A 13285-nucleotide genomic window follows, 5' to 3' on the forward strand; every position below is an offset into this window, starting at 1 on the left:
ATGAACATTTCCCACGCTGTACAACGTCTGGTCCTCCTCGTTCTGCTCGTGGCCAGTCCCTTGGCCTCGGCGGCCACCAACGCCATCCCGGCCGCGCCTCAGCTGGCTGCCAAATCCTTCGTGCTGATCGAGGCGTCCAGCGGTGAAATCCTCGTCGAGGAAAACGCCCATGAACGCCTGCCCCCGGCCAGCCTGACCAAGCTGATGACCGCCTACATCGCCACCCTGGAGGTGAATCGGGGGCGCATCAGCGAGGAGGACATGGTCACCGTCAGTGAAAAGGCGTGGCGCACCGGCGGCTCGCGGATGTTCATTCAGGTCCACACCCAGGTGTCGGTCGGTGACCTGCTGCGCGGCGTCATCATCCAGTCCGGCAATGACGCCAGCGTCGCCCTGGCCGAGCACATCGCCGGTAGCGAGGACGCCTTTGCCGACATGATGAACGCCACCGCGCAACGGCTGGGCCTGACCAATACCCATTTCGTGAACTCCACCGGCCTGCCGCATCCCGACCATTACTCGTCGGCCTACGACATGGCCAGGCTGGCTCGCGCGATCATCCATGACGACCCCGAGCACTACGCCCTGTATGCGCAGAAGGAATTCGTCTGGAACAACATCAAGCAGCCCAACCGCAACCTGCTGCTGTGGCGCGACAACACCGTCGACGGCCTGAAGACCGGCCACACCGAGGAAGCCGGCTATTGCCTGGTGGCCTCCGCCGAGCGCGAAGGCATGCGGCTGATCAGCTCCGTATTCGGCACCAGCAGCGAGCAGGTGCGCGCCGCCGAGACCCAGAAACTGCTGACCTACGGCTTCCGCTTCTTCGAGAGCCGCACCTTCTACCGCAAGGGCACCGAGCTGGGCCAGACGAGGGTCTGGAAGGGCGAGGCCGAGCAGGTCTCGGCGGGTCTCGCACGTGACCTGATCCTGACCCTGCCGCGTGGCCAGGTGGCCAAGCTGCAGGCCGAGATGGTGTTCGATTCCCAACTGATCGCACCGGTGGAATCGGGCGACGTGGTTGGCCGGGTCGAAGTCAAGCTGGGTGAGGAGGTGGTTCATGCCAGCGATCTGATCGCCCTGACCCCGGTCGAGGAAGGCGGCATCTTCCGTCGTCTGTGGGACAGCCTGCGGCTGTTCATCTTCGGCCTGTTCAACTGATGGAGTGGGGCGCCCCGCGCCCCTGGTGACCCCTATGACTGATGCCCCGAAAATCGAGTTTCCCTGCGAACGCTACCCCGTCAAGGTGATCGGCGACGCAGGCGACGGCTTTACCGAGCTGGTGGTGGAGATCGTCGAGCGTCATGCCCCGGGCTTCGACAGCTCGACTCTGGTGGTGCGTGACAGCCGCAACGGCCGCTACCTGTCGGTACAGGTGCAGATCACTGCCACCGGCGTGGAGCAGCTGCAAGCCATCCACCAGGACCTGCGTGCCACCGGCCGCGTGCACATGGTGCTGTAGATGACCGGTTGCGTCTCGATCCGCGAACTGGGCCTGCTGGACTACGAACCGGCCTGGCAGGCCATGCAGCGCTTCACCAACGAGCGCGGCGCCGAGACCCCGGACGAGATCTGGTTCCTGCAGCATAACCCGGTATTCACCCAGGGCCAGGCGGGCAAGGCCGAGCATCTGCTGTTTCCGGGCGATATCCCGGTGGTCCAGGCTGATCGCGGGGGGCAGGTGACCTACCACGGCCCCGGCCAGTTGGTGGTCTACCTGCTGCTGGACGTGCGCCGCCTGGGTATCGGCGTGCGCGAACTGGTCAGCCTGATCGAGCAGGGCCTCATCGACTTGCTTGCCGACTACGGCGTGCAGGCCAGCGCCCGGGCCGATGCGCCAGGCGTCTATGTCGAGGCCGCGAAGATCGCTTCGCTCGGCCTGCGCATTCGCCACGGCCGCTCCTTTCACGGTCTGGCGTTGAACCTGGATATGGACCTGGCGCCGTTTCGGCAGATCAACCCCTGCGGCCACGCCGGTCTCGCCATGACGCAGTTGCGCGACCTCGTTGGCCCTGTAGACTTCAACGAAGTACGCGACCGGCTGCGCCAGCGGCTGGTCGAGCGTATCGGCTATACGGAACAGAAGACCCTGACGGGCGGAATCCAAGCGAATGAGCACTGAAACGGTAGGCAAGCGTCCGGCCAAGGTCGAAGCCGGTGTCAAATTGCGCGGTGCTGAAAAGGTCGCGCGCATCCCGGTTAAGATCATCCCGACCGAAGAGCTGCCGCAGAAGCCGGACTGGATACGGGTACGCATCCCTGTCTCGCCCGAAGTCGACCGCATCAAGCAGCTGCTGCGCAAGCACAAGCTGCACAGTGTCTGCGAGGAAGCCTCCTGCCCCAACCTTGGCGAGTGCTTCTCTGGCGGTACGGCGACCTTCATGATCATGGGTGACATCTGCACCCGCCGTTGCCCGTTCTGCGACGTCGGTCACGGTCGGCCCAAGCCGCTGGACGCGGATGAGCCCAGGAACCTGGCGGTGGCCATCGCCGACCTGCGCCTGAAATACGTGGTCATCACCTCGGTCGACCGCGATGACCTGCGCGACGGTGGCGCCGGGCACTTCGCCGAGTGTCTGCGCGAGATTCGCGCGCTGAGCCCTGGCGTGCAGCTGGAGACCCTGGTGCCCGACTACCGTGGGCGCATGGAAATCGCGCTCGACATCACCGCTGCAGAGCCGCCGGATGTGTTCAACCACAACCTGGAAACCGTTCCGCGGTTGTACAAGGCGGCGCGGCCGGGCTCCGATTTCGAATGGTCGCTGGACCTGCTGGAGCAGTTCAAGAAGCGCGTTTCCCATGTGCCGACCAAGTCCGGCCTGATGCTCGGGCTGGGGGAAACCGACGAGGAGGTCATCGAGGTGATGCAGCGCATGCGCGAGCACGAGATCGACATGCTGACCCTGGGTCAGTATCTGCAGCCCTCGCGCAGCCACCTGCCGGTGCAGCGCTTCGTGCATCCGGACACCTTCGCCTGGTTCGCTGAAGAGGGCCGGAAGATGGGCTTCAAGAATGTCGCGTCCGGTCCGCTGGTGCGCTCGTCCTACCACGCCGATCAGCAGGTTCATGGTGCCAAGCTGAGCTGAGCCAGCCGCGTTGAACCAGCGGTCTGCAACTGGCTGGGCGAACGCCATGGCAGCCTAATGCAAACGCCCCGACCCCAGGTCGGGGCGTTTGCATTTCAGGGGGCCGAGCCGGCATTCCAGCCCGAGGATTGTGATGGGCTCAGCCGAGCGACCGTCCCTGCGCGCTTCAACCAGCACAGCGCTGGACGGACGAACCGACCGGCGGCCTAAGTCCTCGATCATGCATGGCAAGCAAATTGCGCCATTACAATCCATTAGACCAAGGTATATAGTTGCTTAAATGCTTAGCTGACTACCTAAGAGGGTCCGTTGCTCCATGAACGCTTGTGTATTGCGTGACCTGCTTACCGATCTCGTTGATTCCCCTTATCCTTCCGATGCGGCCAGCCGCCTGGTCGTGACCCGCCTCAGCTGGAATCGGATTCCTCACCGCGCGATGCTCGGCCAGGTTCGTCTGGGCGACAGAGTGTTGAAACCGCACTTCTGGGTCGAGGTGGGCGATCAGATCATCGACTATGCTGCCCGCGAGGGGCGGAGCGAAATGCTTCAGGGCGTGTTCTCGGCCCGTGAGGCCGAAGGGATGTATCAGGGTCAGGAAATCATCATCGATCCGCTGCCCAAGTACCTGTGCGATCTGATCTACCGCACCCCTCATCACGAACCCGTGTGAAGCCACTCAGGGCGGGCCGGTGCCCTGTGGCCTGCCCCCGGGTACTCTCTGGCCCTTCTACTTGCGGCAAGCCCGCCCGCTATGCCGACCTGCGCAACCTGACCCGGGGCCGCAGGTCCCGCTCAATCGTATCGGCTAGAGCCGCGCCGACTGCTCAGCGAGGGGCTCCTGGCGCAGCCGTTCGAGCAGCTGGTGGGTGGGGTAACCATCGGCAGGCCAGCCGAGGCGCCGCTGGTAGTCGCGGATCGCCTTGCGGGTGTTGGCGCCGATGATGCTGTCGGCGGCGCCCAATTCGAAGCCCTGCCGAGTCAGGCGCTCCTGCAGTTCGATGCGCTCGCTGCGGGACAGCGGGCGTTCCCCCTTGGGCCAACTGCCAGCGATTTCGCCCCCGCCCTGCATGCGCTCTGCCAGCAGGCTGATGGCCAGCGCGTAGGAAGACGAGTTGTTGTAGCGCAGGATGGTGCGGAAATTGTTCAGCACCAGGAAGGCTGGCCCGCGATGACCCGCCGGCAGCAGCATCCCGGCGCTGGTCTCGCCGTCCATTGCCGGGATGCCAGTGAGTCCGAGCTGGCGCCATTCATCCAAGGGCTTGCGGATACTCGGGTCGGCCAGGGCGTAGTCGAAGCCGGAGGGTACCCGGACTTCGAATCCCCAGGGCTGGCCGCTCTGCCAGCCGGAGCGCTGCAGGTAGTGCGCCGCCGACGCCAGGGCGTCTGCCTCGCTGCCCCAGATGTCGCGTCGGCCGTTGCCGTCGAAATCGACCGCGTAGTCCTGATAGGTGGTGGGGATGAATTGGGTTTGGCCCATGGCGCCGGCCCAGGAGCCGCGCATGCGTTCGGGGCCGATGTCGCCGTCCTGCAGGATGCGCAGAGCGGCGAGCAACTGACTGCGGGCGAATTCGGGGCGACGACCCTCATGTGCCAAGGTAGCCAGCGAGCGAATCACCGATTTGTTGCCCATGATCTGTCCGAAATTGCTCTCCAGCCCCCAGATCGCAACCAGCGCATGCCTCTCCACGCCATACCGGCGCTCGATGCGGTCGAGGGTGTGGGCGTGCTGGCGCAGGAGGCGCTGACCGTTGCCGACCCGCTGGCTGGAAAGCGCCGAATCCAGGTACTCCCACACCGGTCGGGCAAACTCCGGCTGGCTGCGGTCGGCTTCGATGACCGACGAGTCGGGGGTTACCCCGGCGAACGCCTGGTCGAACACCTGCGGCAGGATGCCGGCTGCCAGCGCCTCGACGCGAAAGCCATCGCGCCATTGATCGAAGCTCTGCTGGGTCGCCGCCGGCAGGCCGGGCGCGGAGGGCGGGGTTGGGCTCGCCGCAGGTGTCGGCTGTGCCGTCGTCTCGAGGCTGCGTTGCAGCGGCTCGGCCGCGCAGGCCGCCATCAGCGTCAGGGCAGCCCCGGCGAGAGCGACACGTCGAAGCAGAACGGGCAGGTTGGTTTGGAGCATGAAACCGCAACTCGAAAAGGTATCGGCTGCAGACCATAACATGCTTTGAGGGGCTTGGCGTTTCAGGCCGCCAGAAGGACCGAAGCCTCCAGATCCTGGGACCGGGAGGCTTCGCGGCGATAGCTGCCTTTACCTTTGCGGGGCTTTTCCTGACGGCTGCGAAACAGCGGTTGCGCCACCAGGGACTTGGCCTTGTTCGGCCTCTTCTGACTCATGATTGGCTCCTCCTGCGTTGCCTGGCGCGAGTGTAAGGCCAGCCAGTGCGGCGTGGAAGAGCGGATGGCTAGCTGTGCCGCGCGCCGACCGGTGGGCGCTGCCCGGCGAGTTGCAGGCACAGGCTGGCCAGGCCCGTCCAGGGATCACCCGGGGCCTGTCCCTTGATCTGTGCGTCGATCTGCTGGGCTTCGATGAGCAGCTGCTGCCAGCCGCCCACACCGTGGCGCTGCAAGGCCTTGCTCACCAGGGGCCGGCGCTTGTCCCAGACCGGGGGACGCATCTGTCCGAATGCCCGATCGAGCGGGACGCCCTGGGCCTGCAGTCCGGCAAGGTTGGCCAGCTGGCGCAGCTCCCTGGCCAGCGCCCAGAGAATTACCGGCGATTCCACGCCTTCGCCGCGCAGTCCCTGGAGCGAGCGCAGGGCATGGGCCGCGTGACCGGCCAGGGCCGCGTCGATCAGGCCGAACACGTCGAAGCGGGCGCTCTCGGCCACGGCGGCCTGCACGGTATCGACACTGACCTGGCCGTTCTCGGCGAGCAGTTTGAGCTTCTCGATCTCCTGCGCCGCAGCGAGCAGGTTGCCTTCGACGCGGGCGGCTATCAACTCGATCGCTTCAGGCGTGCCTGCCAGGCCGGCCTGGGCCAGTCGCTGATTGATCCACTGGGGCAGTTGGGCCACGTCGACGGGCCAGATCTGCAGAAACTGGACTTGCGGGCTGTCGATCAGGCCCTTGGCCCACTTGCTCTTCTGGGCGCTGCCGTCGAGCTTGGGCAGGTTGATCAGCAGCAGGGTGTCTTCGGCAGGACGGGCCAGGTACCCGAGCAGGGCTGCAGCCCCCTTGTCGCCCGGTTTGCCATTGGGAATGCGCAGCTCCAGCAGGCGCTTTTCGGAAAACAGCGACAGGCTGGCGCCGGCCTCGATGAGTTGCCCCCAGTCGAAGCTGTTGTCGGCATTGAAGACCTGGCGCTCGTCGAAGCCCTGACGCCGCGCAGTAGCGCGGATGGCGTCACTGGCTTCCTGGCAGAGCAGCGGCTCATCGCCGCTGACCGCATAGATGGGAGCCAGCGCGCCGTTCAGGTGCTTGCCGAGCTGGGCCGGTGAGAGCTTCATCGGGCGCGGTCGCGGCTCAGCTAGCGCATCGGTATCTGGATAGGCGACTGCAGCGGTGCGGCGGTCTCGCGAGACAGGGCTTCACGGGCTTCGGCTTCGGCACGGGCGCGCGCTTCGGCGGTCTGGCGCAGCCCGTCGAGTTGCTCGGGAGTGATCCGCTGCAAGCGCACCACCAACTGTTGCAACAGCTCGCGGCGCATTTCGGCGCGCAGCTGGTCAACCTCCTGGCCCGAGCCGGCCAGGTTGCTGGCGTCGTGGACGAAGACCTTCTGTACCTCGACACGGTCTTCCAGCAGCAGCAGCTTGTTGCGATCGAGGAACTGGTAATCGATGCTGCTGGTGATCTCGTATTCGGCAGTGCGCGCGGAGCTGGTGTAACTGGCGGTACGCTGGCGGGACTGCTCGCGGACCAGATGAAGCGTGTAGTCGGCACCTGGATGCAGGCGCAGACCGCCGCTCTGGAGCATCTCCTCCAGCACGCGAACCGGCTCTCCGTAAGTGTTGCGCGCCTGGACGTCCAGCTCACGCAGGGCGAACTGCTCGCCGCCACCGTTCCCGCGCAGCTGGAAGCCGCAGGCGCTGAGCAGCAGGGCCAGGCCCACTACCGCCAGATTCCTCTTGATCATTGCTACCTCTTCCTCGACCCTTGCCGGATCAGTTCGCCACGATGTTGACCAGTTTGCCCGGCACCACGATCACCTTGCGGATGCTCAGGCCTTCGGTAAAGCGCTGCACGTTCTCGTTGTCCCGTGCCGCTGCCTCGATCGACTCGCGCGATGCCTCGGCCGGCACCTGGATCTCGCCACGCAGCTTGCCGTTGACCTGAACCACCAGGGTCAGGGTGTCCTGCACCAACGCCGACTCGTCGACGCGCGGCCAGGTGGCATCTATCACCGCACCCTTCTTGCCAAGGTGTTGCCACAGTTCGTGACTGATGTGCGGGGTGATGGGCGCCAGCAGCAGGGCGACGGTTTCCAGGCCTTCCTGCAGCAGGGGGCGGTCCTGTTCGCTGTCGGTGGAAGCCTTTTCCAGCACGTTCATCAGGGTCATCACCTGGGCGATGGCGGTGTTGAACTTGTGGTGCTGGCCGATATCGGTGCTGGCCTGCTTGATGGCGCTGTGAATGGCGCGGCGCACGTCCTTCTGGGCGTCGCTCAGGCCGCTCTTGTCGCGCGCACCCGGCAGGCCGGCAGAGACGTGGCTCTGGGCCAGGCGCCAGACCCGGCGCAGGAAACGGCTGGCGCCCTCGACACCGGCGTCGGACCACTCTAGGCTCATGTCCGGCGGCGAGGCGAACATCATGAACAGGCGGCAGGTGTCGGCGCCGTAGGCATCGATCATCGACTGCGGGTCGACGCCGTTGTTCTTCGACTTGGACATCTTCTCGGTGCCGCCTATTTCCACCGGCAGGCCGTCGCTCTTGAGCTTGGCGCCCACCACGCGGGCCTTGGCGTCGCGTTCGACCTCCACGTCGGCCGGGTTGAACCAGTCCTTGCCGCCGTTTTCCAGGGTCCGGTAGTAGGTGTCGGCGACCACCATGCCCTGGGTCAGAAGGTTCTTGAACGGCTCGTTGGAGCTGACCAGCCCCTCGTCGCGCATCAGCTTGTGGAAGAAGCGGGCGTAGAGCAGGTGCAGGATGGCGTGTTCGATGCCACCGATGTACTGGTCCACCGGCAGCCAGTGGTTGGCCGCGGCAGGGTCGACCATGCCGCCGGTGTACTGCGGCGAGGCGTAGCGGGCGTAGTACCAGGACGATTCGACGAAGGTGTCCATGGTGTCGGTTTCGCGCTTGGCCGGCGCGCCGCACTTCGGGCAGCTGCACTCATAGAAATCGGGCATCCGCGCCAGCGGGGAGCCTGCGCCATCCGGTACCACGTCTTCGGGCAGCACCACCGGCAGCTGGTCTTCGGGGACCGGCACGTCGCCGCAGCTGTCGCAGTGGATGATCGGAATCGGGCAGCCCCAGTAGCGCTGGCGGCTGATACCCCAGTCGCGCAGACGGAACTGGGTGCGGGCCTGGCCGAGGTTCTTCTGCTGCAGGGCCACTTCAATGGCGTCGAAGGCGCCGTCGAAGTCCAGGCCGTCGAAGTCGCCTGAGTTGATCAGGGTGCCGTGTTCGGCGTAGGCATCCTGCCAGGGCGCGGGCGTCTGGTCGCCGGCGGCGGTACGAATCACCGGCTTGATCGGCAGGCTGTACTTCTCGGCAAAGGCGAAATCGCGCTCGTCATGGGCCGGGACGGCCATCACCGCGCCTTCGCCGTAATTCATCAGCACGTAGTTGGCGACCCATACTGGCAGCAGTTCGCCGGTCAGTGGGTGCTGGACCTTCAGCGGCGTGGCGAGACCTTTCTTTTCCTGGGTGGCGATGTCGGCTTCGGCGACACCGCCGCGCTTGCATTCGTCGATGAACGCCTGCAGCTCGGCAGCCTTGTCGGCGGCCATGCTTGCAAGGGCAACGCCGGCCAGCGGGTGTTCGGCGGCCACGGCCACGTAGGTGGCGCCCATCAGGGTGTCGGGGCGGGTAGTGAAGACCTTCATGGTGCCTTCGCTACCGATGCTGGCGGCATCGTAGGGGAAGCTGATTTCCATGCCGCGGGACTTGCCGATCCAGTTGCGCTGCATGGTCTTGACCTGCTCGGGCCAGCCGTCGAGGTCATCGAGGCTCGCCAGCAGCTCTTCCGCGTAGGCGGTGATGCGGAAGTAATACATGGGGATTTCGCGTTTTTCGATCAGCGCGCCGGAGCGCCAGCCGCGGCCGTCGATCACCTGCTCGTTGGCCAGTACGGTCTGGTCCACCGGGTCCCAGTTCACCGTGCCGTTCTTGCGGTAGATGACGCCCTTCTCGAACAGCCGGGTGAACAGCCACTGCTCCCAGCGGTAGTAGTCCGGCTTGCAGGTGGTGACCTCGCGCGACCAGTCGATCGCCAGGCCCAGCGACTTGAGCTGGGTCTTCATGTAGTCGATGTTTTCGTAGGTCCACCTGGCCGGGGCGACCTTGTTCTTCATCGCCGCGTTTTCCGCCGGCATGCCGAAGGCGTCCCAGCCCATCGGCTGCAGCACGTTCCTGCCCTGCATGCGCTGGTAGCGGGCGATCACGTCACCGATGGTGTAGTTGCGCACGTGCCCCATGTGCAGCTTGCCGCTGGGATAGGGGAACATCGACAGGCAGTAGAAGGTGTCCTTGCCGGGCTGCTCGGCCACTTCAAAGGATTTGTTCGCATCCCAATGGGCCTGGGCGGCGGCTTCGATCTCGCGGGGCAGATACTGTTCGTGCATGGCTACTGTGCTGGCAGGGGACTGGGCGCCGTCGCGCGCGGGCGAGCCGAGGCGAGGCGAGCGCATGGAAACGCCGTAGCATACATGAGGCCTCTCGGCCGGGGGAATTTCGCTGCCCGTTTAAATTCCATCCGTCGCGGCCGGCGCGCATCGACGGCCGCGGGACTAAGCTTGCAGGACGGGCAGAACCTGGAGGAACGGTGATGGGACGAATCCGGCAAGCCGACAACGAGAACCTGTACGAACGGGTGCTGGAGCGCGTCGCCCTGGCCCTGGCGCAGGCCGATGGCCGCGTCGAACTGGACGTGCACGGCCTGACGCCAGCGGAGCTGGCCTTGATCCAGGCTTACCTGTCGCAGGATGCCCAGTGGCTGTCGGGCTGGCATGCCGCGGCCCGGGAGCATGCCCTGATGAACCGGCAGTCGCTTCGCGCGTCGGTGCGCCCGGGCGGTCCGTTGCGCCGCTCTCCGCGGCTGCGTGGGAAAGCTGCCGCGATGCAGCTCGATTGCGCGCTCTGTGGCTGCGAGGTGCGCTTGCCTGATCATGCCGGTGTCGCCAGTTGCCCCAGTTGCGGCTCCGAGCTGATGCGTGCGCGGCAGCGGCCCGGGGGTTATCGGCGGCATTGAGCTGGTAGAGTCTGGGCACCTTCTGTGTCAGGGATCGACCCCATGCCGCTTCGCTACATTCTGAAGCACTTGATCCTGCCGCCCGGCGGGCTCCTTCTGCTGCTGCTCGCCGCCTGGTGGCTGCGACGCCGGGCGCCGCGCCTGGCGGCGCTGTGCTTTGTGCTGGGATTCGGCGGACTGTGGATCATGGCCATGCCGGTCACGGTAGAACATGCCGCGCGGCTGATGGAGCACGAGCCGGCGCTGCCTCCCGCAAAATGGCCGGGCCTGGCTCAGCAGGCTGAGGCCATCGTCATCCTCGGGGCCGGGAGGGAACTGGCCGATGCGGCCTGGGGCAGCGATCAGCCAAGCCATATCGCCCTGGAGCGCATGCGCTACGCCTCGCGCCTGGCCAAGGCATCGGGCTTGCCGATCCTGGTCAGCGGCGGGCTGCATTTCGGCCGCCTTCCGCCAAGCGAGGCTCGGTTGTTCGCCGACACCCTGAGCCAGGACTTTGCTGTCGAGACCCGCTGGCTCGAAGAGCGCAGCCGAACCACCTGGGAAAACGCCGTCTTCAGCGCCGAGATCCTGCGCCAGGCTGGCATCAGCCGCGTGGTGCTGGTGACCTCGGCGTCACACATGCCGCGCTCGCGCTGGAGTTTCGAGCGCAACGGCCTGGAAGTCATCGCGGCCCCGGTCGGTTTCATCGGCGTTCCCAACGGCAGGCCGCTGGGTGGCTGGCTGCCGGAGTCCAAGGCCGTCTGGCAGAACGGGATGCTGCTGAACGAGGTGGCCGGTCAGTTGGTGTATCCGGTGCTTTACGGGAAGGCCGATGAAGGAGAACGTCGGATTACGCTGCGCTAATCCGACCTACGGTGTGTGGCGTTATCGGGCCTTGTAGGTCAGGTAAGCCGCAGGCGTAACCTGACGCGCGGGGTCGTCCCGGGCTTTGGTGAACGTCGGATTACGCTGCGCTAATCCGACCTACGGCGCGTGGGGTTATCGGGCCTTGTAGGTCAGGTAAGCCGCAGGCGTAACCTGACGCGCGCGGGGTCGTCCCGGGCTTTGGTGAACGTCGGATTACGCTGCGCTAATCCGACCTACGGCGCGTGGGGTTATCGGGCCTTGTAGGTCAGGTAAGCCGCAGGCGTAACCTGACGCGCGGGGGGGTCTTCCCGGGCTTTGGTGAACGTCGGATTACGCTTCGCTAATCCGACCTACGGCTTGGGGTTACGCTGCGCTAATCCGACCTACGGCCCGGTGTCTGACGATACCCCAGCCCAGCAGCAGGCTGCAGAGGACGATCAGCGGCCAGGAGCGCCAGCGCAGGTAGGGTGTCAGGCCCTGCATCGGCTGGACTTCGCCGTACATCACCACCTCCTCGAACTGCGGCACCCTTTCGGTGATGCGCCCGAAGGGATCGATGAGCACGGTGATGCCGTTGTTGGTGCCACGGATCATCCAGCGGCCGGCTTCCAATGCGCGCATCTGGGCCATCTGCAGGTGCTGCAGGGGACCGATGGAGCGGCCGAACCAGGCGTCGTTGCTGACGGTCAGCAAGAGATCGCTTTGCGCTGCCAGGCTTGCGGCAAACTCCGGGTAGACCACCTCGTAGCAGATGAAGGGTGCGATGAGGTGGCCGCGGGCCATGAGCAGGGGCTGGTCCTGATCGCCACGGGCGAAGTCGGACATGGGCAGGTCGAAAAAGGCGATCAGCCCGCGCAGCAGGTCCTGCAGCGGCACGTATTCACCGAAGGGCACCAGCTTTTGCTTGAGGTAGGTGCCGGCGCCGTCGCCGACCACGGTCAGGCCGTTGTAGTAGCGCAGTTCGCCACGCTCGTTGGGCTGGCGTACCGGGACTCCGGTGAGCAGTGCTGCGCCACGCTCACGGCTGAAGTTGTCCATCATTTCCAGGTAGCCGCCGGCGCGGTCCATGACGATCGGCAGGGCGGTTTCCGGCCAGACGAACAGGTCGACCGGACGGCTCTGGAATGTGAGATCGCGATACAGCACCAGTTGGCGTTCGAGCTGGCCAGGCTCCCATTTCAGGCTCTGCTGGATGTTGCCTTGCATGGCGGCGACCTGCAGGGGTTTGCCCAGGGGGCTGGTCCAGGCGTAGCCCTTGAGGCCCATGCCAGCGACCCAGGGGGCGACGAGCACGACCAGTGCCGCGACAAGGCCGCGCCGGTGCGCCAGCAGGCGCGGCAAGTTGGCCAGTAACGCGGCGCTCAGGGCCACGACAAAGGTGATCAGCCAGACGGCCCCCAGCGGCGCGAGCCCCGACAGCGGACCGTCGAGCTGGCTGTAGCCGACGTAGAGCCAAGGGAAACCGGTGAGAAACCAGCTGCGAAAGGCGTCCATAGCCAGCCACAGGGCGGCGAAGACCAGCGCGTCGCTCAGCGGCGCCTCTTTCTGACGCAGCCAGCGGGCCCATAGCCAGCCGAGCAGGGCTGGCAGCAACGACAGCCCGACAACCAATCCAAGGGTCAGCAGCCCGGCCAGCCACGGCGGTGCGGCGCCGAAGTCGTGAATGCTGACATAGACCCAGCTGACCCCCGAACCGAACAGCCCGAGTCCGTACCACCAGCCGCGATGGAGCGCCTGTCCCGGGCTCAGGCTGCGCTGCCCGAGGTAAAACAGTCCAACCGACACCAGAGCCATTGGCCAGATATCGAAGGGAGCCAGGGACAGGGTGGTCAGGGCGCCGGCGACCAGCGCCAGCAGATGGCCGGGCCAGCCGGCGTTGAACAGCAACTTCATCTGCATACTCGGGAGAATAAAAAGGCCGTTGAGAGCACCGGGAAGCTGGAGGCTGGAAAAGCGGCAGGCCTCGGCGCACCGAGCCGGCTCGATGCGCTTGGGGCCG

General features: G+C 65.7%; 13 protein-coding genes. 7 read left to right on the forward strand and 6 right to left on the reverse strand.

Features of this window, described 5'->3' with window-relative positions:
* The 5 genes from ACFOMF_RS12695 (at position 1) to ACFOMF_RS12715 (ending at position 3756) form a co-directional block, all read left to right on the forward strand.
* Positions 1-1161: a D-alanyl-D-alanine carboxypeptidase family protein gene (locus tag ACFOMF_RS12695; protein ID WP_386365356.1), complete on the forward strand. Its 1161-nt coding sequence runs from the start codon at positions 1-3 to the stop codon at positions 1159-1161.
* A gap of 34 nt (positions 1162-1195) precedes the next feature.
* Entirely contained in the window at positions 1196-1462 is a 267-nt protein-coding gene (locus tag ACFOMF_RS12700; RefSeq protein ID WP_386365358.1) for a DUF493 domain-containing protein, read from the forward strand.
* Entirely contained in the window at positions 1463-2122 is a 660-nt protein-coding gene (gene lipB, locus ACFOMF_RS12705) for a lipoyl(octanoyl) transferase LipB (RefSeq protein WP_386365360.1), read from the forward strand.
* Positions 2112-3086, forward strand: coding sequence for a lipoyl synthase (gene lipA, locus ACFOMF_RS12710; protein WP_386365363.1), 975 nt, complete (start codon positions 2112-2114; stop codon positions 3084-3086). The genes lipB and lipA overlap by 11 nt, the downstream gene beginning before the upstream one ends.
* 316 nt (positions 3087-3402) lie before the next feature.
* Positions 3403-3756, forward strand: coding sequence for a hypothetical protein (locus ACFOMF_RS12715; RefSeq protein WP_386365365.1), 354 nt, complete (start codon positions 3403-3405; stop codon positions 3754-3756).
* Positions 3757-3891: 135 nt separating this feature from the next.
* On the opposite strand, the gene ACFOMF_RS12720 is transcribed toward ACFOMF_RS12715, so the two are convergent.
* From ACFOMF_RS12720 to leuS, 5 genes are all read right to left on the reverse strand, one after another.
* Positions 3892-5211, reverse strand: a complete 1320-nt coding sequence (locus ACFOMF_RS12720; RefSeq protein ID WP_386365367.1) for a lytic murein transglycosylase — start codon at positions 5209-5211, stop codon at positions 3892-3894.
* A 62-nt stretch (positions 5212-5273) separates the two neighbouring features.
* Complete coding sequence (gene arfA, locus ACFOMF_RS12725; protein ID WP_386365369.1) at positions 5274-5426, reverse strand: alternative ribosome rescue factor ArfA; 153 nt, start codon at positions 5424-5426, stop codon at positions 5274-5276.
* Between the two features lie 68 nt (positions 5427-5494).
* Positions 5495-6538 (reverse strand): DNA polymerase III subunit delta, encoded by a 1044-nt coding sequence (gene holA, locus ACFOMF_RS12730; RefSeq protein ID WP_386365372.1) that lies wholly within the window; start codon positions 6536-6538, stop codon positions 5495-5497.
* Positions 6539-6558: 20 nt separating this feature from the next.
* The gene (locus ACFOMF_RS12735) at positions 6559-7164 is read right to left on the reverse strand and encodes an LPS-assembly lipoprotein LptE (protein ID WP_386365374.1); all 606 of its coding nucleotides are present in this window, start codon (positions 7162-7164) and stop codon (positions 6559-6561) included.
* A 28-nt stretch (positions 7165-7192) separates the two neighbouring features.
* Positions 7193-9814, reverse strand: coding sequence for a leucine--tRNA ligase (leuS, locus tag ACFOMF_RS12740; protein ID WP_386365837.1), 2622 nt, complete (start codon positions 9812-9814; stop codon positions 7193-7195).
* A gap of 203 nt (positions 9815-10017) precedes the next feature.
* On the opposite strand from leuS, the gene ACFOMF_RS12745 reads away from it, so the two are divergent.
* The gene (locus ACFOMF_RS12745; RefSeq protein WP_386365376.1) at positions 10018-10440 is read left to right on the forward strand and encodes a hypothetical protein; all 423 of its coding nucleotides are present in this window, start codon (positions 10018-10020) and stop codon (positions 10438-10440) included.
* Positions 10441-10482: 42 nt separating this feature from the next.
* Positions 10483-11283 (forward strand): YdcF family protein, encoded by an 801-nt coding sequence (locus ACFOMF_RS12750; RefSeq protein WP_386365378.1) that lies wholly within the window; start codon positions 10483-10485, stop codon positions 11281-11283.
* Between the two features lie 366 nt (positions 11284-11649).
* On the opposite strand, the gene lnt is transcribed toward ACFOMF_RS12750, so the two are convergent.
* A complete protein-coding gene (gene lnt / locus ACFOMF_RS12755; RefSeq protein ID WP_386365380.1) occupies positions 11650-13179 on the reverse strand; it encodes an apolipoprotein N-acyltransferase in 1530 nt (509 codons plus the stop codon).
* Positions 13180-13285: the final 106 nt, after the last annotated feature.

The sequence above is a fragment of the Stutzerimonas tarimensis genome, from assembly GCF_042648805.1.
Classification (GTDB): domain Bacteria; phylum Pseudomonadota; class Gammaproteobacteria; order Pseudomonadales; family Pseudomonadaceae; genus Azomonas; species Azomonas tarimensis.

What these genes read in the sequence shown, in the direction of transcription:
- arfA (WP_386365369.1), bottom strand. Translation starts at nt 5,426, where the DNA reads ATGAGTCAGAAGAGGCCGAACAAGGCCAAGTCCCTGGTGGCGCAACCG.
- ACFOMF_RS12745 (WP_386365376.1), top strand. Translation starts at nt 10,018, where the DNA reads ATGGGACGAATCCGGCAAGCCGACAACGAGAACCTGTACGAACGGGTG.
- lnt (WP_386365380.1), bottom strand. Translation starts at nt 13,179, where the DNA reads ATGAAGTTGCTGTTCAACGCCGGCTGGCCCGGCCATCTGCTGGCGCTG.
- ACFOMF_RS12720 (WP_386365367.1), bottom strand. Translation starts at nt 5,211, where the DNA reads ATGCTCCAAACCAACCTGCCCGTTCTGCTTCGACGTGTCGCTCTCGCC.
- ACFOMF_RS12695 (WP_386365356.1), top strand. Translation starts at nt 1, where the DNA reads ATGAACATTTCCCACGCTGTACAACGTCTGGTCCTCCTCGTTCTGCTC.
- ACFOMF_RS12735 (WP_386365374.1), bottom strand. Translation starts at nt 7,164, where the DNA reads ATGATCAAGAGGAATCTGGCGGTAGTGGGCCTGGCCCTGCTGCTCAGC.
- ACFOMF_RS12700 (WP_386365358.1), top strand. Translation starts at nt 1,196, where the DNA reads ATGACTGATGCCCCGAAAATCGAGTTTCCCTGCGAACGCTACCCCGTC.
- leuS (WP_386365837.1), bottom strand. Translation starts at nt 9,814, where the DNA reads ATGCACGAACAGTATCTGCCCCGCGAGATCGAAGCCGCCGCCCAGGCC.
- ACFOMF_RS12715 (WP_386365365.1), top strand. Translation starts at nt 3,403, where the DNA reads ATGAACGCTTGTGTATTGCGTGACCTGCTTACCGATCTCGTTGATTCC.
- ACFOMF_RS12750 (WP_386365378.1), top strand. Translation starts at nt 10,483, where the DNA reads ATGCCGCTTCGCTACATTCTGAAGCACTTGATCCTGCCGCCCGGCGGG.
- lipB (WP_386365360.1), top strand. Translation starts at nt 1,463, where the DNA reads ATGACCGGTTGCGTCTCGATCCGCGAACTGGGCCTGCTGGACTACGAA.
- lipA (WP_386365363.1), top strand. Translation starts at nt 2,112, where the DNA reads ATGAGCACTGAAACGGTAGGCAAGCGTCCGGCCAAGGTCGAAGCCGGT.
- holA (WP_386365372.1), bottom strand. Translation starts at nt 6,538, where the DNA reads ATGAAGCTCTCACCGGCCCAGCTCGGCAAGCACCTGAACGGCGCGCTG.